General features: G+C 68.4%; 19 protein-coding genes and 1 pseudogene. 7 read left to right on the forward strand and 13 right to left on the reverse strand.

The window, feature by feature from the left end:
* Position 1: 1 nt before the first annotated feature.
* Positions 2 to 2773 carry a DNA polymerase I gene (polA, locus tag ACPYIS_RS12700; RefSeq protein WP_424858983.1) on the reverse strand — a complete coding sequence of 924 codons (2772 nt, stop codon included), beginning with the start codon at positions 2771 to 2773 and terminating at the stop codon, positions 2 to 4.
* A gap of 41 nt (positions 2774 to 2814) precedes the next feature.
* Here polA and ACPYIS_RS12705 point away from each other — a divergent pair, with 41 nt between their 5' ends.
* The 3 genes from ACPYIS_RS12705 to ACPYIS_RS12715 are packed head-to-tail and all read left to right on the forward strand — an operon-like array spanning position 2815 to position 4894.
* Positions 2815 to 3138, forward strand: coding sequence for a hypothetical protein (locus ACPYIS_RS12705; RefSeq protein ID WP_299019442.1), 324 nt, complete (start codon positions 2815 to 2817; stop codon positions 3136 to 3138).
* A 6-nt stretch (positions 3139 to 3144) separates the two neighbouring features.
* The gene (locus tag ACPYIS_RS12710; RefSeq protein WP_424858982.1) at positions 3145 to 4098 is read left to right on the forward strand and encodes a homoserine kinase; all 954 of its coding nucleotides are present in this window, start codon (positions 3145 to 3147) and stop codon (positions 4096 to 4098) included.
* A 16-nt stretch (positions 4099 to 4114) separates the two neighbouring features.
* The gene (locus tag ACPYIS_RS12715; protein ID WP_424858981.1) at positions 4115 to 4894 is read left to right on the forward strand and encodes a BPSS1780 family membrane protein; all 780 of its coding nucleotides are present in this window, start codon (positions 4115 to 4117) and stop codon (positions 4892 to 4894) included.
* A gap of 19 nt (positions 4895 to 4913) precedes the next feature.
* Here the strand turns inward: ACPYIS_RS12715 and ACPYIS_RS12720 are convergent, their stop codons facing one another.
* Genes ACPYIS_RS12720 through ACPYIS_RS12730 form a run of 3 tightly spaced genes read right to left on the reverse strand, consistent with a single transcriptional unit; the run spans position 4914 to position 9131 of the window.
* Positions 4914 to 7331, reverse strand: a complete 2418-nt coding sequence (locus tag ACPYIS_RS12720; protein ID WP_424858980.1) for a UvrD-helicase domain-containing protein — start codon at positions 7329 to 7331, stop codon at positions 4914 to 4916.
* Positions 7332 to 7353: 22 nt separating this feature from the next.
* The gene (locus tag ACPYIS_RS12725) at positions 7354 to 8262 is read right to left on the reverse strand and encodes an OmpA family protein (RefSeq protein ID WP_299019471.1); all 909 of its coding nucleotides are present in this window, start codon (positions 8260 to 8262) and stop codon (positions 7354 to 7356) included.
* Positions 8259 to 9131 carry a motility protein A gene (locus ACPYIS_RS12730; protein ID WP_424858979.1) on the reverse strand — a complete coding sequence of 291 codons (873 nt, stop codon included), beginning with the start codon at positions 9129 to 9131 and terminating at the stop codon, positions 8259 to 8261. The genes ACPYIS_RS12725 and ACPYIS_RS12730 overlap by 4 nt, the downstream gene beginning before the upstream one ends.
* Before the next feature lie 307 nt (positions 9132 to 9438).
* On the opposite strand from ACPYIS_RS12730, the pseudogene ACPYIS_RS12735 reads away from it, so the two are divergent.
* Positions 9439 to 10410 (forward strand): annotated as a pseudogene (locus tag ACPYIS_RS12735) (GMP reductase); the annotation flags it as partial.
* Between the two features lie 169 nt (positions 10411 to 10579).
* On the opposite strand, the gene ACPYIS_RS12740 reads toward ACPYIS_RS12735, so the two are convergent.
* The 3 genes from ACPYIS_RS12740 to orn form a co-directional block, all read right to left on the reverse strand.
* Entirely contained in the window at positions 10580 to 11569 is a 990-nt protein-coding gene (locus ACPYIS_RS12740) for an IS5 family transposase (protein WP_066708478.1), read from the reverse strand.
* A gap of 97 nt (positions 11570 to 11666) precedes the next feature.
* Positions 11667 to 13046, reverse strand: a complete 1380-nt coding sequence (locus ACPYIS_RS12745) for a DEAD/DEAH box helicase (protein WP_424858978.1) — start codon at positions 13044 to 13046, stop codon at positions 11667 to 11669.
* 145 nt (positions 13047 to 13191) lie between these two features.
* The gene (orn, locus tag ACPYIS_RS12750; protein WP_299022854.1) at positions 13192 to 13794 is read right to left on the reverse strand and encodes an oligoribonuclease; all 603 of its coding nucleotides are present in this window, start codon (positions 13792 to 13794) and stop codon (positions 13192 to 13194) included.
* Between the two features lie 49 nt (positions 13795 to 13843).
* On the opposite strand from orn, the gene ACPYIS_RS12755 reads away from it, so the two are divergent.
* Together ACPYIS_RS12755 and rsgA are read left to right on the forward strand one after the other, a co-directional pair.
* The gene (locus ACPYIS_RS12755) at positions 13844 to 15130 is read left to right on the forward strand and encodes a M48 family metallopeptidase (protein WP_424858977.1); all 1287 of its coding nucleotides are present in this window, start codon (positions 13844 to 13846) and stop codon (positions 15128 to 15130) included.
* A complete protein-coding gene (gene rsgA, locus ACPYIS_RS12760) occupies positions 15127 to 16077 on the forward strand; it encodes a ribosome small subunit-dependent GTPase A (RefSeq protein WP_299022848.1) in 951 nt (316 codons plus the stop codon). Before ACPYIS_RS12755 ends, rsgA begins: the two co-directional genes overlap by 4 nt.
* Before the next feature lie 37 nt (positions 16078 to 16114).
* Here rsgA and ampE read toward each other — a convergent pair whose 3' ends face one another.
* Both ampE and ACPYIS_RS12770 read right to left on the reverse strand, forming a co-directional pair.
* Complete coding sequence (ampE, locus tag ACPYIS_RS12765; protein ID WP_299022846.1) at positions 16115 to 17038, reverse strand: regulatory signaling modulator protein AmpE; 924 nt, start codon at positions 17036 to 17038, stop codon at positions 16115 to 16117.
* Positions 17035 to 17760 carry a CoA pyrophosphatase gene (locus tag ACPYIS_RS12770; protein WP_299022842.1) on the reverse strand — a complete coding sequence of 242 codons (726 nt, stop codon included), beginning with the start codon at positions 17758 to 17760 and terminating at the stop codon, positions 17035 to 17037. The genes ampE and ACPYIS_RS12770 overlap by 4 nt, the downstream gene beginning before the upstream one ends.
* Before the next feature lie 155 nt (positions 17761 to 17915).
* Here ACPYIS_RS12770 and ACPYIS_RS12775 point away from each other — a divergent pair, with 155 nt between their 5' ends.
* Positions 17916 to 19220: a Glu/Leu/Phe/Val family dehydrogenase gene (locus tag ACPYIS_RS12775; RefSeq protein ID WP_424894545.1), complete on the forward strand. Its 1305-nt coding sequence runs from the start codon at positions 17916 to 17918 to the stop codon at positions 19218 to 19220.
* Positions 19221 to 19247: 27 nt separating this feature from the next.
* Here the strand turns inward: ACPYIS_RS12775 and ACPYIS_RS12780 are convergent, their stop codons facing one another.
* From ACPYIS_RS12780 to nuoN, 4 genes are read right to left on the reverse strand one after another with little or no spacing between them, the layout of a single operon-like run.
* Positions 19248 to 19688, reverse strand: coding sequence for a DUF1178 family protein (locus ACPYIS_RS12780; protein ID WP_424858975.1), 441 nt, complete (start codon positions 19686 to 19688; stop codon positions 19248 to 19250).
* Positions 19685 to 20341, reverse strand: a complete 657-nt coding sequence (locus ACPYIS_RS12785; RefSeq protein WP_424858974.1) for an NUDIX domain-containing protein — start codon at positions 20339 to 20341, stop codon at positions 19685 to 19687. Before ACPYIS_RS12785 ends, ACPYIS_RS12780 begins: the two co-directional genes overlap by 4 nt.
* A 14-nt stretch (positions 20342 to 20355) precedes the next feature.
* A complete protein-coding gene (locus tag ACPYIS_RS12790) occupies positions 20356 to 20655 on the reverse strand; it encodes a DUF2818 family protein (RefSeq protein ID WP_424858973.1) in 300 nt (99 codons plus the stop codon).
* A 19-nt stretch (positions 20656 to 20674) separates the two neighbouring features.
* The gene (gene nuoN / locus ACPYIS_RS12795; RefSeq protein ID WP_299018807.1) at positions 20675 to 22156 is read right to left on the reverse strand and encodes an NADH-quinone oxidoreductase subunit NuoN; all 1482 of its coding nucleotides are present in this window, start codon (positions 22154 to 22156) and stop codon (positions 20675 to 20677) included.
* Between the last annotated feature and the right edge of the window lie 2 nt (positions 22157 to 22158).

Genomic DNA, 22158 nt, shown 5'->3' on the forward strand with positions numbered 1-22158 from the left:
ATCAGTGCGCCTGCTCCCAATTGGCGCCTACGCCCACCTCGGCCACCAGCGGCACGCGCAGCGTGGCCACGCCAGCCATCAAGCGCGGCACCTCGGTGCGCACCCAGTCCAGCTCCTCGGGCGGCGCCTCGAATACCAGTTCGTCGTGCACCTGCAGGATCATGCGCGTGCGCAGGCCCGCACCGTCCAATGCACGCTGCACCGCCACCATGCTCATCTTGATGAGGTCCGCCGCCGTGCCCTGCATGGGTGCGTTGATGGCGGCACGCTCGGCGGCCGCGCGGCGCGGACCGTTGGGCGAGCGGATTTCGGGCAGATACAGACGTCGGCCGAAGACGGTTTCCACATAGCCGCGCGCGCGTGCCTGCTCGCGCGTGCGCTCCATGTAGGCGCGCACCCCCGCAAAGCGCTCGAAATAGCGCTCGATGTAGGTTTTGGCTGCGTTGGCGTCGATACCCAGCGCCTTGGCCAGCCCGTAGGCACTCATGCCGTAAATGAGGCCGAAGTTGATGGTTTTGGCATAGCGGCGCTGCTCGGGCGTGACCTGCTCGGGCGGCTGGCCGAACACCTCGGCCGCCGTGGCGCGGTGCACGTCCTGCCCCTCGGCAAAGGCGCGCAGCAGCGCAGCGTCCTCACTCAGGTGCGCCATGATGCGCAGTTCGATCTGTGAGTAGTCGGCGCTGGCGATGTACCAGCCGGGCGGGGCGATGAACGCTTCCCGGATGCGCCGCCCCTCGGGCGTGCGGATGGGGATGTTTTGCAGGTTGGGCTCGTTGCTGGCCAGCCGTCCGGTGACGGCCACCGCCTGCGCGTAGTGCGTGTGGACGCGCCCCGTGGCAGGGTTGACCATCGTCGGAAGCTTGTCGGTGTAGGTGCTCTTGAGTTTGGCCAGGCTGCGGTGGGCCAAGATGCGCGCGGGCAGCGGGTAGTCCTCGGCGAGTTTTTCCAACACTTCCTCATCGGTGCTGGGCGCGCCGGTGGCGGTTTTCTTGATCACTGGCAGCCCCAGCCGCTCGAACAGCACCTCGCCGATCTGCTTCGGCGACCCCAGGTTGAAGGGGCCACCGGCCAGCGCGTGCGCCTCGACCTCCAGCTCGGCCAGCCGCTGCGCCAGCTCGGCGCTTTGGCGACGCAGCGCGTCGGCGTCGATCAGCACACCGTGGCGCTCCATGCGCCGCAACACGTCGCTGACGGCCAGCTCCAGCTCGTAAATGCGCTGCAGCGCGGGTTCGGCCTGCAGGCGCGGCCACAGCACGTGGTGCACGGCCAGGCACATCTCGGCGTCCTCGCACGCGTACGCGGCCGCGCGCTCGATGGGCACCTGCGCAAACGGGATCTGCGCTGCCCCTTTGCCGCAAACGTCCTCATAACTCAGGCCGCGCCGACCGAGGTGCCGCTCGGCCAGACTGTCCAGGTTGTGCGGCTTGTGCACTTCCAGCACGTAGCTCTGCAGCAGCGGGTCGTGCACGTAGCCGCACACGTCGATGCCATGGTTGGCAAACACGTGCTGGTCGTATTTGACATGCTGGCCACACTTGGGCGCAGCGGCGTCCTGCAGCCACGGGGCCAGGCGCTCCAACACGGCCGGCAGCGGCAGTTGGTCGGACGCGTCGGGGCCTTCATGCGCCAGCGGTACGTAAGCTGCTTCGCCCGGCGCCACGCTGAAGGAAATCCCCACCAGCCGCGCGGCCAACGCGTCGAGCGACGTGGTTTCGGTATCCAGCGCCACCAACGGGGCTTGGCGCAGGCGCGCGAGCCACGCATCCAGCGTCGCCCAGTCGCGCACCACCTCGTAGCGTCGCTCGGGCACGGGGGGGGCGGCAAACAGCGTGGCCTGGGTACCCGGCGCGGGCGCGGGCGCGGGGTCGGCCTCACCCTCCAACGCGCGGGCCAAGCTGCGAAAGCCGTAGCGTTGGTAAAAATCACGCAGCGCCGCCGTGTCGGGGTCGCGCCTGCGCAGCGCATCCAGCGACGGCAGGCCTGGCACGTGGCCATCCAGATCGCAATCGGTACGGATGGTCAGCAACCGGCGCGCCAGCGGCAGCCAGTCGCGTGCGCGGCGCAGGTTTTCACCGACCACGCCCGGAATCTCGTCGGCATGCGCCACGATCGCGTCCAGCGAGCCATACGCCTGCAGCCACTTGGCCGCCGTCTTGGGGCCCACCTTGTCCACGCCCGGCACGTTGTCGACCGCGTCGCCCACCAGGGTCTGGTAGTCCACCATCAGCCGTGGCGGCACCCCAAACTCGGCTTGCACCCCCGCCACGTCGCGCACCTTGCCGCTCATGGTGTCGATGATGGTGATGCGCTCGTCCACCAGTTGGCTCAAGTCCTTGTCGCCACTGGAGATCAGCACGCGCCAGCCCTGGTCGGCCGCGGTGCGCGCCAGCGTGCCGATGACGTCGTCGGCTTCCACGTCGGGCACCACCAGCACCGGCATGCCCAACAGGCGAATGACCTCATGGATGGGCTCGATCTGCGCGCGCAGGTCGTCGGGCATGGGGGCGCGGTGCGCTTTGTAGTCCGGATACAACGCGTCGCGAAACGTCGGCCCCGACGCGTCGAAAACGACCGCGATGTGCTCGGCCGGGTATTGTTTTTGCAGCGCCTGCAGCATGTTGATCATGCCGCGAATGGCGCCGGTGGCCGGGCTGCTCGGGTCGCCCGGCACGGCACGCAGGTCGGGCATGGCGTGGTAGGCCCGGTACAGGTAGCTGGAGCCGTCCACCAGCACCAGCAGCGGGGCATCGGATGAGGGGGCAGGAGCGGTCATCGCGCTATTGTGCACGGGGGATTGCCTACAATCAGCGGGTCATGCAGACTGCACCCCACTCCCATCCGACCGTCTACTGGGCCGCTGCGGCGGCCGCGCTCACCGTCGCCCTGGCGCTGCCCTGCGCCGCCGCAGCCGACGCGGTCGCCCCCACCCCCACGAAGCCCGAGCCCAAAGTCGAGCGGCTGGTACACCACGACGGCTGGAGCCGCATCGAGGAGCTGCGCATCGGCGGTCAAACCCGCACGATCGACGTGCGCACGCGCTCGGGCCTGCCCGGCTACGAGGTGCGCCCGATCGACCCCGGTGTCAGCGACGATCGATCTGGCGCGGGCACGCGGCGCTGGCGCGTCACCGATTTCTGAACCGTCATGGCCGTCTTTACCGAAGTCAGCCGTGACGACGCGGCCCATCTGATGCAGCGCTTGGGCCTAGGCACGCTGGTCGAGATGGCGGGCTGCGCCGGCGGCATCGAGAACACCAATTACTTCGTCACCACCGAGCACGACGGCGAGCGCCACGATTGGGTACTGACCCTGTTCGAGCGCCTGAGCGCGGAGCAATTGCCGTTTTATCTGTATCTGATGAAGCACTTGGCCGCGCGCGGCATCCCGGTGCCCGACCCGCAGGCTGACGCGACGGGCACCATCCTGCATACGGTGCGCGGCAAGCCAGCGGCGGTCGTCAACCGCTTGCGAGGCCAGTACGAACCCAACCCGACGCCTCAGCACTGCGCGCAACTGGGCGCGCTGCTGGCGCGCATGCACCTGGCCGGGCGTGATTACGAGCGCGAACAGCCCAACTTGCGCGGCCTGGCATGGTGGAATGAGACGGTGCCCGTGATCCTGCCGCACCTGCAGCCCGAGCAGGCCGCACTGCTGACCGCCGAGCTGGCTTACCAAAACCACATCGCCGCAAGCCCCACCTACCAGGGACTGCCGCGCGGCCCCATCCACGCCGACCTGTTCCGCGACAACGCCATGTTCGAGGACGGCCGCCTGACGGGGGTGTTCGACTTCTACTTCGCCGGCTGCGACACGTGGCTATTCGACATCGCGGTCTGCCTCAACGACTGGTGTATCGACCTGACCGATGGCCGCGCCGACCCCGAGCGCACCCGGGCATTGCTCGAGGCCTACGAGTCGGTGCGGCCGCTGACGGCGGGCGAGCGCGCCCTGCTGCCGGCGCTGCGCCGCGCGGGGGCGCTGCGGTTTTGGATCTCGCGCCTGTGGGACTGGTACCTGCCGCGCCAGGCGGCGGTGCTCAAACCCCACGACCCTACCCACTTCGAGCGCGTGCTGCGCGCCCGGCTGGCCGAATGCTGACCCTCGCCACCCCGATATGAAGCTCCATCGTGTCCCCGCCCGCACGGGCCTGCTCTGGGTCCGGTTGGGGCTGCGCACCTTCGCGCGCCAGCCGCTGGCCATGGGCGGGCTGTTTTTCCTGTTCATCCTGGGCGTCAGTGCATTGGCGATGGTCCCCGTGCTGGGCGCGCCACTGGCACTGTCACTGGTACCCGCGGCCACCCTGGGGCTGATGGCCGCCACCAAGGAAGCCGACCGCGGGCGCTTTCCGATGCCCACGGTGCTGGCCACCGCGTTTCGGGCCGGACGCGAGCGCGTGCACGCCATGCTGCTGCTGGGCGGCCTGTATGCGCTGGGGGCGATCGTGGTCATGGCGCTGTCCGCACTGTTGGCGGGCGACGTCCCCAAGCTGCCCGCCGATGGCACGGAAGGCGCCGAAGCCGTGCTCGACAACCCCGCCCTGCTGCGCCACTTGGCGTGGCAAGCGGTGCTCTACATCCCGCTGGGGCTGCTGTTCTGGCACGCACCGGCGCTGGTGCACTGGCACGGGGTGCATCCGATCAAGAGCCTTTTTTTCAGCCTGGTGGCGTGTTGGGCCAACATGGGCGCGCTGCTGGTGTTCATGCTGGGCTGGGCGGGGGTGTTCTTTGCGGTATCGCTGGTGTTGGTGCTGTTGTCGTCACTGCTGGGTGGGGCCGGCACACTGCAGGTGTTGCTGTTCCCGGTGGCGTCGCTGCTGAGCGCGGCGTTTTTCACCTCGCTGTACTTCACGTTTCGTGACAGCTTTCTGACGGACGAGGGCACACCGCCCGCCTGAGCGCGCGCCCGGCAACCACTCACTCGACGGGTGTGAGCTTGGCCACCGCCAGCGCCAGCCATTTGGTGCCGTGGCGGCGAAAGTCCACCTGGGCGCGCGCATCGTTGCCCTGCCCTTCGACGGCCAGCACCCGCCCTTCGCCAAATTTGGTGTGAAACACCGCCATACCGGTACGGATCTCGGCGCCGCTGGCGCTGACCGCGGGGGCGCTGCGCGTCGGCACCGGCACCGCCGCTGGAATGCCCGCCATGCCGGCGGGCCGGTCATCGCCCAGGCCGCTGCGGCCCCAGGCGGGCTGGGCGGACGACGCCCAACCGCCGCCGAACCCGCCAGCGCCGCGCGCACGGGGCGGGCTGAGCCACTGCAGGCTCTCGGCGGGCAGCTCGTCCAGAAAGCGGCTGGGGATGTGGTAGCGCGTCTGCCCGTGCAACAAGCGCGTCTGCGCGTGCGTCAGGTACAGGCGCCGGCGCGCGCGCGTGATGGCCACGTACATCAACCGCCGCTCTTCCTCCAGGCCATCTTGGCTGGATAGGCTGTTTTCGTGCGGGAACAGCCCTTCCTCCAACCCCGTGATGAAGACGCAGTCGAATTCCAACCCTTTGGCCGCGTGCACCGTCATCAGTTGCACCGCCTCTTGTCCGGCTTGCGCCTGGTGCTCGCCCGCCTCTAGCGCGGCGTGGGCCAGAAATGCCGCCAGCGGGCTCAGCGTCTCGCCGGTTTCCGCCTCGACCCCCGATGGAGCGACGGCGGGCACGTCTGGCGCGGACACGGTCTCATCCACCGGCAGCGCCACCGCATCGCGCCCAAACCCTTCTTGGCTGACGAAGCTCTCCGCCGCGTTGACCAGCTCCAGCAGGTTTTCGATGCGCTCGGCTCCCTCGCGCTCGCCGCGGTAGTGGTCGATCAGTCCGCTGCCGTCCAGCACGCCTTCGATGATCTCACGCAACGGGCGGCCGACGCTGCGCTCGCGCATCACATCCAGCCGCGCCACAAATGCCCCCAGCGCTGCCCCGCCGCGCCCGCCGACGGCGGTGACCGCGTCGTGCAGCGAGCAGCCGGCGTCGCGCGCGGCCTGCTGCAACTGCTCCACGGTGCGTGCGCCGATGCCACGCGGCGGAATGTTGACCACGCGCAAAAAGCTGGTGTCATCGTGCGGGTTTTCCAGCAGGCGCAGGTAGGCCAGTGCGTGCTTGATCTCGGCCCGCTCGAAAAAGCGCAGCCCGCCATAGACGCGGTACGCGATGCCAGCGTTGAACAAGGCGCTCTCGAGTGCCCGGCTCTGCGCGTTGCTGCGGTACAGCAGCGCGATCTGGTGCAGCGGCACCCCGTCGCGCCGGTGGAGCTGGCGAATCTCGTCCACCACCCATTGCGCTTCCTCGTGATCGCTGGGCAGCTCGGCCACGCGCAGCCGGTCGCCCTCGCCCTGTTCGGTGCGCAGATTCTTGCCCAACCGCTGGCGGTTGTGGTCGATCAAGTGGTTGGCCGCGTGCAGGATGTGGCCAACGCTGCGATAGTTTTGCTCCAGCTTGATCGGCTCGGCAATGCCGAATTCGCGCACGAAGTCGCTCATGTTGCCCACGCGCGCGCCGCGAAAGGCGTAGATGCTCTGGTCGTCGTCACCCACCGCCATGACCGCGTTGCCGCAAGGCACGAACCGCCCGCCCGACTCGTCGCCCGCCAGCTGCTTGATCCAGGCATACTGCAGCCGGTTGGTGTCCTGAAACTCGTCGATCAGCAGGTGGCGAAAGCGCCGCTGGTAGTGCACGCGCAGCGGCTCGTGATCGCGCAGCAGCTCGTACGAGCGCAGCATCAGCTCGCCGAAGTCCACCACGCCCTCGCGCTGGCACTGCTCCTCGTACTGGCGATAGAGCTCGATCTTGCGCCGCGTGTCCTCGTCACGGGCGGCAAGGTCGCGCGGGCGCAGCCCGTCCTCTTTGGCACCAGCGATGAACCACTGCAGCTCTTTCGGGCGAACGCGTTCTTCGTCGATATTCAGCGCCTTGAGCAGCCGCTTGATGGCGCTGAGCTGATCTTGCGTATCCAAAATCTGAAAGGTGGCTGGCAGCCCGGCGAGCTGGTGGTGCGCCCGCAGCAGCCGGTGGCACAGGCCGTGGAAGGTACCGATCCACATGCCACGCACGTTCAGGGGCAGCAGCGCCGTCAGGCGCGCCAACATCTCCTTGGCCGCTTTGTTGGTAAAGGTGACGGCCAAAATGCCACCGGGCGAGGCCTGGCCCGTGGCCAGCAACCAAGCGATGCGGGTGGTCAACACCCGCGTCTTGCCCGAGCCGGCCCCCGCGAGTACCAGGGCATGCGCCGGCGGCAGGGTGACGGCACGGCGTTGTTCGGGGTTGAGGTCGCGCAGCAACGGATGGTCGGGCGACAACGTGGGCGCCACACCCTCCACCGCACCCGCGCCAGCAAACGAATCGGTCATGCCCGCATTGTAGGCAGCGGTATCAGTTGCGCGGGCGCACCGGCGGCTCGAGCGTGATTTCCACCCGCCGGTTGAGCGCCCGCCCCTGCGGCGTATCGTTGGGCGCCAGTGGTCGCGTATCGGCATAGCCAGTGGCGCGCAGCCGGGTCGGGTTGAGACCGCGCGCCTCCAAGTGGCGCACCACGCTGCTGGCGCGCGCCGCGGACAGCTCCCAGTTGGACGGGAAGCGCGCAGTCTGGATGGGCACGTTGTCGGTATGCCCCTCCACCACGACCGTGTAGTCCGGCAGGCGGTTGAAGGCCGGCAGCAACTGGTCGATCACGGCGAGGCCAGCGGGCGTCAGCACCGCCTCGCCCGAGGCGAACAGCACCTCCGACGGAATGCGAAAACTCACCCCCTCGTCGCGCACCAGGATCTGGATGTCCTGCCCCAGCCCCGACAAGCCCAGCGCCTGCGCCGGGTCGCGCGCGGCCAGCGGATCGGCCGTTGCCGGCACTGCATCGCTCGCGGGTGGCGACTGCCGCTCGGCCGTGTGCGCGCCCGGACCGGGTGTCGGAGAGGGCAATCCCACCGGCGGCACGATGCTACCGCCCCCGCCAGGCAGCGGCTGCCCCACGCTCGGTGCACTGCTGCCCTGTGCCTCGGGCCGCCCCAGCGGGGGCTTGCGGGTGATGGGCTCCGAAAACGCCAGCATCACCACCAGCATCACCAGCAGCAGCGTCATCACGTCCAGATACGTCAGCAGCCAGGTCTCCTCCTCGACCACGGGATCCGGATCGGCATGCCAACGCGAATAGCGGCCTTTTTGCAACGGCGTCGGCCGCTGCGGCACAGGGGCGGACGGCGCTGGCGGCGACGTGGCAGCGGGCGACGCCGCGCGCGCGGCCTGCAGCGCACGCCCCAACGCATCATGCAGCTGGCGCTCGTTCACGCCTGCGTCCCCCCCTTGGAGTCGGGCGGCCGTGGCGCCGCGGAGGCCGCCTTCGGCGCCGGTTTGGGCTCCGTGCGGGTGACCACCGACCTCGGCGCACCGTCGCGGATCTCGTCCTCACGGTGGGCGACGAAGGAGTTGAGCGTCTCGCGCATCAGCGACGGGCTGCGGCGCGCGCACATCATCGAGATGCCCTGCAACACCATGTTCATGAGCACCACGCGCTGCTCGGTGCGGCGCTCGAGCTTGACCGCCACCGGCTTGAACACCAGGTTGGCGAGCAAAATGCCGTAGAACGTCGTCATCAACGCCACTGCCAGGTGGCGACCGATCACCACCAGGTCACCACTGGCCACCACGTCCATCAGGTTGATGAGCCCGACCAGCGTGCCAATCATGCCAAACGCCGGCGCATAGCTGGCCATGACGCGAAAGAGTTGCGCTTCGGCCGCTTCCTTGGCCTTCATGCGCGAGATGCGCCACTGCAGCAAATCCAGAATGTCCTCTTCCGGGATGCGGTCGATGACCAACTGCACCCCGGTGCGCAAAAAGGGATTGGAGATGCGCGGTAATGCCTTTTCCACCAGCACTGGGTCGTCACGCATCCACAGGCGCGAGACGTCGACCAGCTCCTCGATGTCGCGCTCGGTGTAGAGCCGCTCGTTGCGCATCACGGTCTTGATCAGCTTGAAGACGCGCAACACCTCGCCCATGGGATAGCTCAAAAAGGTGGCCGCCATCGTCCCCACGAGCACGATGCCCAGCCCCGGCAGATCGATGAATAACCAGGGGTCGTCAGCCGCAAAAAAGATCAGCACCCCCAGCAAAAGGACGCTGGCGATCATGCCGATCAGGGTGGAAGGGTTCATCCGCGCTCACTCCGAGGGTTCGAGGGCCGCCCGCGCGGCCCGCACCGTGTGGGCTATTGTGCCGCAGGCAGCGAGCGGGGGACCCGCGTGATGCGCGCCACAAACCCGACCACACCGCTACAATGAGCCACCGGGCCCAAATCTTGGAGCCCGGTTTTTTGTGCCTGCCGCCCCGACGGGGCGGCCCAGGACGTGACCGGCTCCCAGTCGAGCGCCAGCAGCCATTGGGCCGCGCACTGCCCCAACGCGCCGCCCTCCGCCGTGGCTCCCACGCGCGGACGACCTCTCTCGTATGGAACCTGTCACCATGGATATCTTCGACTACGACAACATTTTGCTGTTGCCGCGCAAATGCCGCGTGGAAAGCCGCAGCGAGTGCGACACCTCGGTGGAGTTTGGCGGTCGCCGCTTCAAACTGCCGGTGGTGCCCGCCAACATGAAGACGGTCATCGACGAGCGCATCGCCGAATTCCTGGCTGCCCACGGGTATTTCTACGTGATGCACCGCTTCGATCTGGACACGGTGGCGTTTGCGCGCCGCATGCGCGAGCAGGGGCTGTTCGTGTCGATCAGCTCGGGCGTCAAAGCCCCCGACTACGCGGTCATCGACCGCCTGGCGGCCGAGGGCGTGGGGGCGGACTACGTCACCATCGACATCGCGCACGGCCATGCGGACAGCGTGCGCCGCATGATCGAACACATCAAGCGCACGCTGCCGCAGGCGTTCGTGATCGCCGGCAACGTCGGCACCCCCGAGGCCGTGATCGACCTGGAAAACTGGGGCGCCGATGCCACCAAGGTCGGCATCGGCCCTGGCAAAGTGTGCATCACACGGCTCAAGACCGGATTTGGCACCGGCGGCTGGCAGTTGTCGGCGCTCAAGTGGTGCGCACGCGTGGCCACCAAGCCCATCATCGCCGACGGCGGCATCCGCCACCACGGCGACATCGCCAAGAGCGTGCGCTTTGGCGCGGCCATGGTGATGATCGGCAGCTTATTTGCCGGCCACGAGGAATCGCCCGGGCAGACCGTGGAAGTGGACGGCAAGCGCTACAAGGAGTACTACGGCTCGGCCAGCGACTTCAACAAAGGCGAGTACCGGCACGTCGAGGGCAAGCGCATCCTCGAGCCGATCAAGGGGCACTTGGCCGACACGCTGCGCGAGATGCAGGAGGATTTGCAGAGCTCGATCAGCTACGCAGGCGGCCGTATGCTGGCCGACCTGCGCAAAGTGAACTATGTGATCCTGGGCGGTGAAAACGCCGGTGAGCACCTCTTGGGAACCTCTGCACTACCCCGCCCACTCGTTCGTGGCGACGAGTTCAGGGTCAATATCGTTTCGTAGGATGGGATCGAAACAGATGCTGAACGGTTCTTGGGCTCCAGCAAGCCCCTTCGTGGGCCCTCTGCAGCCTCATCCGGCCCCAGTGAGCCCACTGCGGGCGCACTTATCCCGTCGCAGCCAGCAAGGCTTTGCGCGCCAGCCACAGATTGACCAGCGCAAACAGGACGTTGAGCTGCGCGCCGTTCTTGGCCAAGCCTCGATAGGGCGTCTTGCGGTAGCCAAACTGGCATTTGAGTACCCGAAACGGATGCTCACCCTTGGCACGAATGCGCGCCTTGGTGCGTTCCAAGGCATCCATCACCTGGCCAAGAAAAGTGCGCTTGTCCAATGCCCGGCGCTTGCCCGGCCGCATGGCCACGTGCCAAGCGACTTGCTTGCCCTGGTTTTCCGCTCGCTTGTCCACTCCCTGATAGCCCGCATCGGCAAAGACGTCGGTCTCTTGCCCGTGCAAGAGCCGATGCGCCTGCGTCACATCCGAGACGTTGGCAGCGGTGGCCACCACCGTGTGTACCAGCCCTGTCTCGGCGTCGACCCCAACGTGCGCTTTCATGCCGAAGTACCACTGGTTGCCCTTCTTCGTCTGGTGCATCTCAGGGTCGCGCTCACGGCGGGCGTTCTTGGTCGAGCTGGGAGCAGCAATGAGCGTGGCATCCACGATGGTGCCGCTCTTGAGCATGAGGCCACGCTCGGTCAGGATGCGATTGACCGTCTCGAGGATACGCTGGCTCAGGCCGTGTTGCTCCAGCAGGTGGCGAAAGCGCAGGATGGTGCTCTCATCCGGCACGACATCCACCCCCAGGTCCAGACCAACAAAGCTCGCCAGCAGCGGCGTGTCGTACAAGGCTTCCTCCACCGCCGGGTCCGACAGACCAAACCACTGCTGCAAAAAATGAATCCTCAGCAGCTTCTCTACCGCAAAGGGTGGCCGCCCACCCTTGGGACCCGCCTTCGGCGCATACGGCTCGATGAGTGCGACCAACTCTGCCCACGGCACCACACGGTCCATCTGCTCCAAAAACGCACGCTTGCGGGTGCGCTTGGCGCGCAGCTCAAAGCCCGTATACATCGGCGCCTCCAGACTCATCTGCTTCATGTCGCTATTGTCCCATCCCGGCAGTCTGGCAGGAAGGTTTTGCAGACCTTCCCTTGATGTGACACCGACGCCCCGCAGCGCCGTCAGCAGGCGGCCGTCAACGGGCGAAACCGCCACGCGGCGCGTATTCTGCGCGGCGGCTGCCGCGCGGGGCACCGGCACGGCCCCAACCGCCACCGCGGTGGTTGCCTTCCGGGCGCGGGCCGCCCGCGCGGCGCGGCGCCTGCGTGGGCTGCAGGCGCGGCTCCAGCCCAGGGATCGTCTGGGTCGGGATGGGCTGGCGGCTGAAGGCCTCGATGGCGCCGATGCGGCGCCGGTCGCGCGGCTCGGCCATGGTCACGGCCAGCCCTTTACGCCCCGCCCGCCCGGTGCGGCCGATGCGGTGCACGTAGTCTTCGGCCTTCATCGGCAGGCCGTAGTTGAAGACGTGGGTGATGGTGGGCACGTCGATGCCGCGTGCGGCGACGTCAGTGGCGACCAGGATTTGCACCTGCCCCTGGCGCAGCGCTTGCAAGCGGCGGTTGCGCATGCCTTGGCTGAGCGCGCCGTGCAGCGCGACGGCGGCAAAACCCGCTTGCTGCAGGTCTTGCGCCAGTGCATCGCACTCGATCTGCGTGCTGGCAAAGACGATGGCTTGTTCGATGGCCTCGTCGCGCAGCCAGTGATCGAGCACGCGGCGCTTGTGCGTGGGGCTGTCACACCAGTACAGACGCTGTTCGATATTGGCGTGGCGGTCTTGCGCCGACTCCAGCGACACGCGTTGCGGCTCGCGCATGATACGCGCCGCCAGCGCCTGCACGCGCGGGGCGAAAGTGGCGCTGAACATCAGGGTCTGGCGTCGGCCTTCGGTCAGGCGGTGGATGTCGGCCAGATCGTCGGCAAAGCCCAGATCCAGCATGCGATCGGCCTCGTCCAGCACGACGTGCTGCACGGCATCGAGCCGCAGGTGCCCGCTGCGGTGCAGGTCCAGCAACCGGCCCGGTGTGGCCACGACGACGGCGGCACCGCCCAAGCGCTGCAGTTGCACCGGATAGGGCATGCCGCCCACCACGGTGGCCACGCGCAGGCCACGGGTGTGGCGCAGCAAATCGATGGCGTCACCCGCCACTTGTTGCGCCAGCTCGCGGGTGGGGCACAGCACCAGGGCCAGCGGCGCGGCCGGCGCGAAGCGGCCGCGCGCGGCGCGGGGGTTGCCCGAGCGTGCCGGCGCACGCGCCGCCTCGGGGGCGGGCTGGCGACACAGGGCATCGAGCACGGGCAACAGATAAGCGGCCGTCTTGCCGCTGCCCGTCTGGCTGGAGACCATCAGATCGGCGCCGGCGCCATCGCGGCTGAGCGCCAGCGGAATGGCCGCCTGTTGCACAGGGGTGGGCTGGGTAAAGCCGAGTTCGGTGACGGCGCGCAGCAGAGAATCGGCGAGGTCGAGCGCGGCAAAGCCGCCGTCGTGGCTGGCAGCCACGGGGGTCATGGTGTTCATGTGGAGATCCGTTGGGTTGTCATCACATCGACCACCAACGAATCAATCCATCCATGGGACCGGCGAGCAGCAGATGCAACAAAAAACCGGCACCGATGGGTGCCGGATGTCGGTATTATGCCACGAAACGTGGTCGGATGTGCGATCAGGCCGTCAGACGCAAAAAGCGCTCGCGATAGTGCGCCAGTTCATCGATCGACTCGTGCACGTCGGCCAGCGCCGTGTGGCGCTGCTGCTTCTTGAAGGCGTTGTACACCTCGGGGCGCCAGCGCTTGGCCAATTCTTTGAGGGTGCTGACGTCCAGGTTGCGGTAGTGAAAGTACGCCTCCAGCCGCGGCATGTAGCGCACCAAGAAGCGCCGGTCTTGCCCAATGCTGTTGCCGCACATGGGCGAGGCGCCTTTGGGCACGTAGCGGGCGATGAAGTCGAGCAACTGCTGCTCGGCCTCGGCCTCGGTCAGCGTGCTGGCGCGCACCTTGTCGATCAGACCACTGCGCCCGTGGGTGCCTTTGTTCCAAGCATCCATGGCGTCGAGCACGGCGTCGCTTTGGTGGATGACCAGCACCGGCCCCTCGATGCGGGGCTGCAGGTGGGGGCCCGTGATGACGACCGCCACCTCCAGCAGCCGCTCGCGTTCGGGGTCCAGTCCGGTCATCTCGCAGTCGATCCAGACCAGGTTGAGGTCGCTCTTGGGCAACGTCAGCGCTTCGGTGTCGAGCGTTTCGGGCAGGGTGTTGGGCGTCGTCATGCCGCTATTGTCGCCGACATGGGCCCTGGTTATTGGCTAGACTGCGGGCATGAACGCCCCTGCCCTGCCACCCCACCTGCTGTGGACGTGGATCTTCGTCGCCCTGCTGCTGGCGGGCTTGCTGCTGCGCGCCTGGCTGTATGCGCGCCAAATCCGCCACGTGGCGCGCCACCGGCACCAGGTACCGGCGGCTTTTGCCACGCACGTCAGCGCCGAGCAGCATGCGCGCGCGGCGGCTTACACGATCGACAAGACCTGGCTGGCGCTGCTGGAGGCAGCGTGGAATGCCGCCCTGGTCGTGGGCTGGACGCTGCTGGGCGGGCTGGATGCGCTCAACCAATGGCTGCTGGGCTGGCTGGGCGAAGGCATGGGGCAGCAACTGGCGCTGCTGGCGGCGTTTTTTGCCATCGGCGCGCTGCTGGAGCTGCCGTTCGCGTGGTGGCGCACCTTCCGGCTCGAGGCCCGCTACGGCTTCAACCAGACCTCCCTCGGGCTGTGGCTGACGGATGGCCTCAAGGGCGCGCTGGTGGCTGCGGTGCTGGGGCTGCCGATCGCGGCGCTCATCCTGTGGCTGATGGACAGCGCCGGTCCATCGTGGTGGCTGTGGGCGTGGCTGGCCTGGATGGCGTTCAACACGACCCTGCTGCTGGCCTACCCGCGCTGGATCGCGCCGCTGTTCAACCGGTTCGAGCCCCTGGACGACGGCGCCTTGCGGGCGCGTGTCGAAGCGCTGCTGCAGCGCTGCGGTTTTCGCAGCGCAGGGGTTTACGTGATGGACGGCAGCCGCCGCAGCGCGCACGCCAACGCCTATTTCACCGGCTTTGGACCGGCCAAGCGGGTGGTGCTGTTCGATACGCTGCTGCAGCGCCTGGGCGCCGACGCGGTGGAGGCGGTGCTGGCGCACGAGCTAGGACACGCCCACCACCGGCACGTGCTCAAACGCTTGCTGTGGCTCGGCCTGGGCAGCGGTGCGGCGCTGGCCTTGCTGGGGTGGCTGTCGCAGCAACTGTGGTTTTATTTCGGCCTGGGGGTCACGCCCACGCTGACGGGCAGCAACGCGGCGTTGGCCCTGCTGCTGTTTGGCCTGGTGCTGCCGCTGCCAGGCATCTTCGTCGCGCCGCTGTTGAGCCGCGGGTCGCGCCGCGACGAATTTCAAGCCGACGACTATGCCGCCCGCCACGCCAGCGCCGACGCGCTGGCCGATGCGCTGCTGACCCTATACCGCGACAATGCCAGCACGCTCACGCCCGATCCGTGGTTCGTGCGGTTCTTTTATACACACCCGCCGGCGGCCGACCGACTGGCCCGTCTGCGCCCCGAACCGAGCCCCGCATGAGCCGCCGATCCCGCCCTCCCAGCGACGCGCCGGCGGTGCCGCGCGACGGTCTCGTGGTCGCCAGTTTTGGCCGCCATCTGCTGGTCGAAGCGCCGGGTGGTGAGCGTACCCGCTGTCACCCGCGTGGCAAGCGCCTGGAGGCCGTGGTCGGCGACCGGGTGCAATGGTCGGCCTCGGGCGACGAGGGCGTCATCGAGGCGGTGCTGCCGCGGCGCAACGTGCTGTTTCGCCAGGACGACGTGCGCACCAAGATGTTGGCCGCCAACCTCGATCGGGTGTTGATCCTGCTCGCGGCCGAGCCCGTCTTCTCGGAGGGGCACCTGGCGCGGGCGTTGATCGCGGCGCGGCACGCGGGCATCGAGCCGCTGATCGGCCTCAACAAGCGCGATGTGCAGCCCGCGTTCGACGAGGCCTGGGCACGACTGGCCCCCTACCGCGCGATGGGCGAGACGGTGCTGCCACTGCAGCTGCACGCCGCCGATGGCGCGGCGATGGACACTGGGCTGGCCGCGCTGCTCGAGGTTCTGCAGGAGCACGTGACGTTGGTCATGGGCGCCTCTGGCGTGGGCAAAAGCACGCTGGTCAACCGGCTGGTCCCCCACGCCCAGGCCGAGACGCAAGCGATCTCTCGCGCGCTGGGCACAGGACGGCACACCACCACCCGCACCACCTGGTATTGGCTGTCTGAGGCGCGGGACGGCGCCTTGATCGACTCGCCCGGGTTTCATGCCTTCGGGCTGCACCACATCGCCCCCGAGGCGTTGGCGCCGCTGATGCCCGATCTCGCCCCCTTCTTGGGGCAGTGCCGGTTTCACAATTGCACGCACCGACGCGAACCGGGTTGCGCGGTGCAGGCGGCCGTCGCCCCCCAGGGGCCGATCGCGCCACAGCGCTGGCGGCTGTACGTCGAGCTGTACGAGGAGTTGCTGGCTGCGCGTTCGCACTGACCCGCCCACCGCGGGCGTCGCCGGTGCGCGGCGTGGGTCAAAATATTCGCGCCAGCAGTGCCAGCCCCAGCAGCATCAGCCACAGCACGACGCTGCGCCACAGCAGCCCGACCACGCTCGACAGGTGCGCCAGCTGCGGCGTCGGCAACACCGACAGCCCCCCCTCATCGGGGGCAGCGCTGCGGCACAGGCGCACCTGGAGCGCGCCTTCGGCCACCGACAGCAGCAGCTCGTCGCTGGGTTCGTGCCAGGGGCGCTGGTGCTGGCGCCAGCGCTCCAGCGCATCCTCGAAATGCCCAACCATGGCAAAACCCAGCACCGTCAGGCGCGCCGGCAACGCGTCGATCCAGCACCAGGCCCGCTGGGCCAACCGCGCCACGGGCTCACTCACGGGCGTGGCCGCCGAGGGCTGCGTCCACACCTGTGCCAGCCAGGCCGCCAGCCGGTACGCCACGGCACCCGCGGGTCCCAGCCCCAGTGCGGCCCCCAGCACGAACCACACGAACACCCCCAGCACATGCCGGTGCGACGCGATGATGGCGTGGGCGATGACGCGGCGCAGCAGCTCCTCGCGCGGCCAGTCGACCGCCGTCGTCCCCTGCCATTGCGCAAACAGGGCGCGCGCCGCAGCCTCGTCGCCCGACTCGAGGGCGGTGCGAATCGCGGTGAAATGGTGGCTGAACTGCCGAAAGCCCAGCGTCACGTACAGCAACGCCACGGTCCAGGCAAACGCCAGCAACCCATGCGCCTGCGCCAATGCAGCGTAGATGAGCGCGGCGAGCCCGGTCGGCACCCCGAGGGCCACGCCCCACACCAGCCAGCCGTGCACGGCGTGCCCGGCGTCCAACTGGCGCTGCACCCAAGCCGCCCAACCGGCGATCGCGGGCTGCCACGGCGGGGTCGGCCCAGGGCGCCGCGCCTGGTCGAGCACGAGCGCGAACAACACGGCAAAAAACGTCATGCGCGCATCATAGCGGCCGTGGCGGCCTGCAAAAAGCGATACAGGTTGCGCAACATCCCCGCCGTCGCCCCCCAGATGAAGCGCTCGCCGGTGGCATCCGCGTACGGCATCGACAGCCAGCGTCGCGTGGCGCCGGCCCACACCCACTCGTGGTGCCGGTGGTGGCGCGGATCCATCAGGTAGTCCAGCGGCACCTCGAAGGCGTCGGCGACCTCGTGCGGGTTGGGCCGCCACGGCCCCTGCGGATGCACGAGCGCCACCACCGGCGTGACGTCGAAACCGGAGCCCGTCGCATACACGGGCAGCGCGCCCAGGGGCTCGACCCACGCGGGCGCGACGCCCACTTCCTCCTGCGCCTCGCGCAGTGCGCACCGCACGGGGTCGCCCGCGTCGTCGGCGTCGAGCTTGCCACCCGGAAACGCCACCTGCCCGGCGTGGGTGGGCAGGTGCGCGGTGCGCTGCGTCAGCAGCACGGTCGGTCGCGGGCGCCAGACGAGCGGCACGAGCACCGCCGCTGGCTTCGGGGGGCCATCCACCCAACGCGCCTCGGCGCGAATCTCTGGCGTCCAGTCGGGCGGCTGCCGGAACCAGCGGCGCAAGTCATCGGCGGCGAGCCGCTGCACCGGCACCGCGGGCAAATGGGCGTCGCGGGCGACGACGGGCACCTGGCGGGGATCGAACGCGGGCAGGGTCGACACGAGAGGACTCCTTGGGCGCCCCATTGTGCCGCGAACGCAACCGCTCTGCGCCACGGGGTTCGGAATCGCCAGCACGCGCGTTATGCAACTTTTGCATGATGGAATGGAAACCCGGCTTTGGACAAGCAGCGTGCCCGCGTCTATGCTGCACCCCATGTTCGACTCTTTTTTCCGCTGACATGACACAGCACCCAACCACGGCCGCCTCTGGCCACGCCCTGCCCTCGTACCTCGACCCCAACCACTTGGGCCCCTGGGGCATCTTCTTGCAACAAGTCGATCGCGTCACCCCCTACCTGGGCAACCTGGCCCGCTGGGTGGAGACGCTCAAACGCCCCAAGCGCATCCTGGTCGTCGATGTCCCCATCATGATGGACGACGGCACGGTGGCGCACTTCGAGGGCTACCGCGTGCAGCACAACACCTCGCGCGGGCCGGGCAAGGGCGGCGTGCGCTTTCACCAGGACGTGACGCTGTCCGAGGTGATGGCGCTGGCCGCGTGGATGTCGATCAAGAACGCCGCGGTCAACGTGCCGTTCGGCGGTGCCAAAGGAGGTGTGCGCGTCGATCCACGCCGGCTCTCGATGGGGGAGCTCGAGCGCGTCACGCGCCGCTACACGAGCGAAATCGGCCTCATCATCGGCCCCACGAAGGACATCCCGGCGCCCGACGTCAATACCAACGAGCGCGTGATGGCCTGGATGATGGACACCTACTCGATGAACGTGGGGGAAACGGCCACTGGCGTCGTGACGGGCAAGCCGATCAGCCTCGGGGGGTCCCTGGGGCGCCACGAGGCCACCGGCCGCGGCGTCTTCACCGTGGGGGCGGAGGCAGCGCGGCGCATCGGACTCGATCTTGCGGGCGCGCGTGTGGCGGTGCAGGGGTTTGGCAACGTGGGTGGCATCGCCGCCAAGCTTTTTGCCGAGGCCGGCGCGCGCGTGGTGGCAGTGCAGGACCACGCCGGCTGCGTCTACCGCGAGGCCGGCCTGGACATCCCGGCGCTGCTGGCGCACGCCAAGCGCCACGGCAGCGTCGCGGGTTTCGAGGCGGCCGAAGCGATCGAGCGCGACGCCTTCTGGGATGTGCCGTGTGACATTCTGATCCCTGCCGCACTGGAGCAACAGATTACGCGCGCCAACGCGCACCGCATCACGGCGCGCATGGTGATCGAGGGCGCGAACGGCCCGACCACGCCCGAGGCAGACGACATCCTGCGCGAGCGCGGCGTGCTCGTGATTCCGGACGTGGTGGCCAACGCCGGCGGCGTGACGGTGAGCTACTTCGAGTGGGTGCAGGATTTCTCCAGCTTCTTCTGGAGCGAAGAAGAAATCAACCAGCGCCTGGTGGCCATCATGAAGGGGGCGCTGGACGCCGTCTGGCACGTGGCCGACGACAAGGGCGTCAGCTTGCGCACCGCCACCTTTATCGTGGCGTGCGAGCGCATCCTGCGCGCGCGCGACCTGCGCGGGCTCTATCCTTGAGCGGCTGGCGGCCGCGCCAAGAGCCGCTCATTGCAGCGGCTCTTTGAGCAACGGCACGTCGGGCAGCGGCAGGATGGGCACCCCCTCCTCGACGAGCGCGACGGCCTCGTCCGGCGTGGCCACCCCGCGGATGTTGCGCGCGGGCTCCAGCCCCTGGTGCATGGCGCGGGCGCGTTCCGCAAAGCGTTCGCCCACGTCTTCGCTGTCGCGCACCCACGCCCGCAGCGCTTGCAGCAAGCGTGCTTGTCGTTCGGTCGACGCGTGCTCAGGATCGGGCTGGGCCGCGGGTGGCGGCTCGCTGCGCCGGGTCTGCACGCGAGGCGCACTCAAACGCTTTTCGATGCCCTGGTCGCCACAGACCGGGCATTCGATCAGGCCGCGCTCGCGCTGGGACTGAAAGTCCTCCTCCGAGGCAAACCAACCCTCGAATACATGCCCGTGGGGGCACCCGAGGTCGAGCACTTTCACGGCACCGCCTCCTGCGCGCCGGGCGCCATGGCACGCCACTGCGCCGCCGCACGCCACGCCAAGGGCCAGGCGCCACTGGCGACGTTCTGCCACCACAGCAGCGCCGCCAGGGTTTTGCCGTCGGTCACCTCGCCCGCGCACACCGCCTGCAGCAGCTCGTCGGGCGGCACCGCCAGCACATCGAGCTGCTCTCCGTCATCGAGCGCGCGCTCACCGGCTTGCAGCCGGCGCGCAAACCAGATCTCGATGAACTCGTCCGCATACCCGATCGCGGGGTGCAACACACCCGCGCGCGCCCACTCATCCGCCTGGTAGCCGGTTTCCTCGCGCAACTCACGCTCCGCGCACGCAAAGGCCGATTCGCCCGGGTCGAGCTTGCCGGCCGGAAATTCGATCATCGCCCGCCGCACGGGGTAGCGGTACTGGCGCTCGAGCACCAGGCGCCCATCGTCCAGTACGGGCACCACCATCACCGCGCCCGGGTGCTGGATGTACTCGCGCACCGCGCGGCGCCCATCCGGCAGCGCCACCACATCCCGCCGCAGCGACAGGAAGGATCCGTGCCATACCTGCGCCTCCTCGACCGTGCGTTCGGCCAGATGAGGAGGATGCCGATCGGGCACGAGCGCGGCGCGTGCGGTCGGGTCGTTCATCGGAGCCGCCACGCTCAACGCCGCGCCAGATAACGGTAGACGAAGCCGGGGAAGGCAAAGGTCAGGAACATGGACGCCGTGATGGCGTAAAACTCCCAACCCTGAGGGTAAATCTGGCCGAGATGCTGCTCCAGCGCCAGCGCCAGGCCCCCGACCAGCCCATAGAGCACCACCAGCTCGGCCACCCGTCCCCACAAGGGCTTGGCCCCCCCCCGCGCGGGCAGCAGCGCCAGCCAGCGCTCGTTGATGAACGGCAAGTTGGCGCCCACGAGCGCCAGCGCGATGACCAGCCAAACGGCAGTATCCAGACTCATGCCTGCAGTCTAACCTGCCTCACAAGACCGAGCGCACGGCCTGGACACACAGTGTCATCAGACCGCCAGGCAGCAACCCCAGCAGCAGCACCAAAGCACCATTGACCGACAGCACCGCCCGCACCGGCAGCGGCGCCGCGATGGGCGCGGTTTGCGTGGGCGCATCGAAATACATGACCTTGACGACGCGCAAATAGTAGAACGCCCCGACCAGCGACGCGAGCACCGCAAACACCGCCAACCCGACGTAGACCCCGCCGCCCGCAGCCAACAAGGCCTGCAACACCGCCAACTTGGCGTAGAAGCCGACCAGCGGTGGCACACCGGCGAGCGAGAACATGCACGCAGCCAACACCCCGGCGTAGAGCGGGCTGCGTTGGTTCAGGCCCGCGAAGTCCTCGATCTCCTCCGACTCGAAGCCTTCGCGCGCCAGCAGCAGCATCACACCGAACGTGGCCAGCGTCGTCAGCACATAGGTGACGACGTAGAACATCGCCGCGCCGTAGGCGTCGCCCATGCCCGATGCGTCGCCGCCGACCACGCCGCCCACCAGTGCCAGCAGCATGAAGCCCATCTGCGCGATGGTGGAAAACGCCAGCATGCGCTTGAAGTTGCGCTGCGCCACCGCGGCCAGGTTGCCCACCAGCAGCGACGCCACCGCCAGCACCGCCAGCATCTGCTGCCAGTCGGCCGCCACGGCGGGCATCGCCTCGGCCAGCAGCCGCACGACGATGGCGAACGCGGCCAGCTTCGGCGCGCTACCAATCAACAGCGTGATGGCCGTGGGGGCGCCGTGATAGATATCCGGCACCCACATGTGGAACGGCACCACGCCCAGCTTGAACGCCAGCCCCGCGACCACGAACACGACCCCCAACATCAGCACCGACGGCTGCGCCACCCCGGCCTGAACGGCGTGCGCGACCTGCGTCACCCCCAGGCTGCCCGTGGCGCCGTAGACCAGCGACAGACCATAGAGCAGAAAACCGCTGGCCAGCGCACCGAGCACGAAGTACTTCATCGCCGCCTCGGTGGCGCGCACGTCGTCACGCCGCAGCGCCACCAGGGCGTAGCTGGACAACGTCAGCAGCTCCAACCCCAGGTAGATGACCAGGAAGTGGTGGCCCGAGATCATGATGAACATGCCCAGCAGCGCAAACAGCGACAGCGTAAACAGCTCGCCGCCGCGCAGCATGTCGCGCGCACCGGCGTAGGGACGCGCGTACACCAGCGTCACCATGAGCGCCACGGTCGCGAAACACTTGAGCCAGGCGCCCATCGGGTCGCTCACGATCATGCCCCCGAAGCCGACCAGGGTCTGGCCGCTGAGCGCCAGGTACGCTTCCAGCCCCGCCACGACCGCCAGCGTCAACTGGGTCAAGCGATAGGTGGAGTCGCGCAACGGGGTGTCGACGAACAGGTCGAAAAGGGCGATCACGCACGCCATGGCGAGCAGCAACAGCTCGGGGGTGGCCGTGGCCCAGCTAACGGCATCAATCATGT

This window comes from Tepidimonas sp. HKU78, from assembly GCF_049860815.1.
In the GTDB taxonomy this organism is placed as follows: Bacteria; Pseudomonadota; Gammaproteobacteria; order Burkholderiales; family Burkholderiaceae_C; genus Tepidimonas.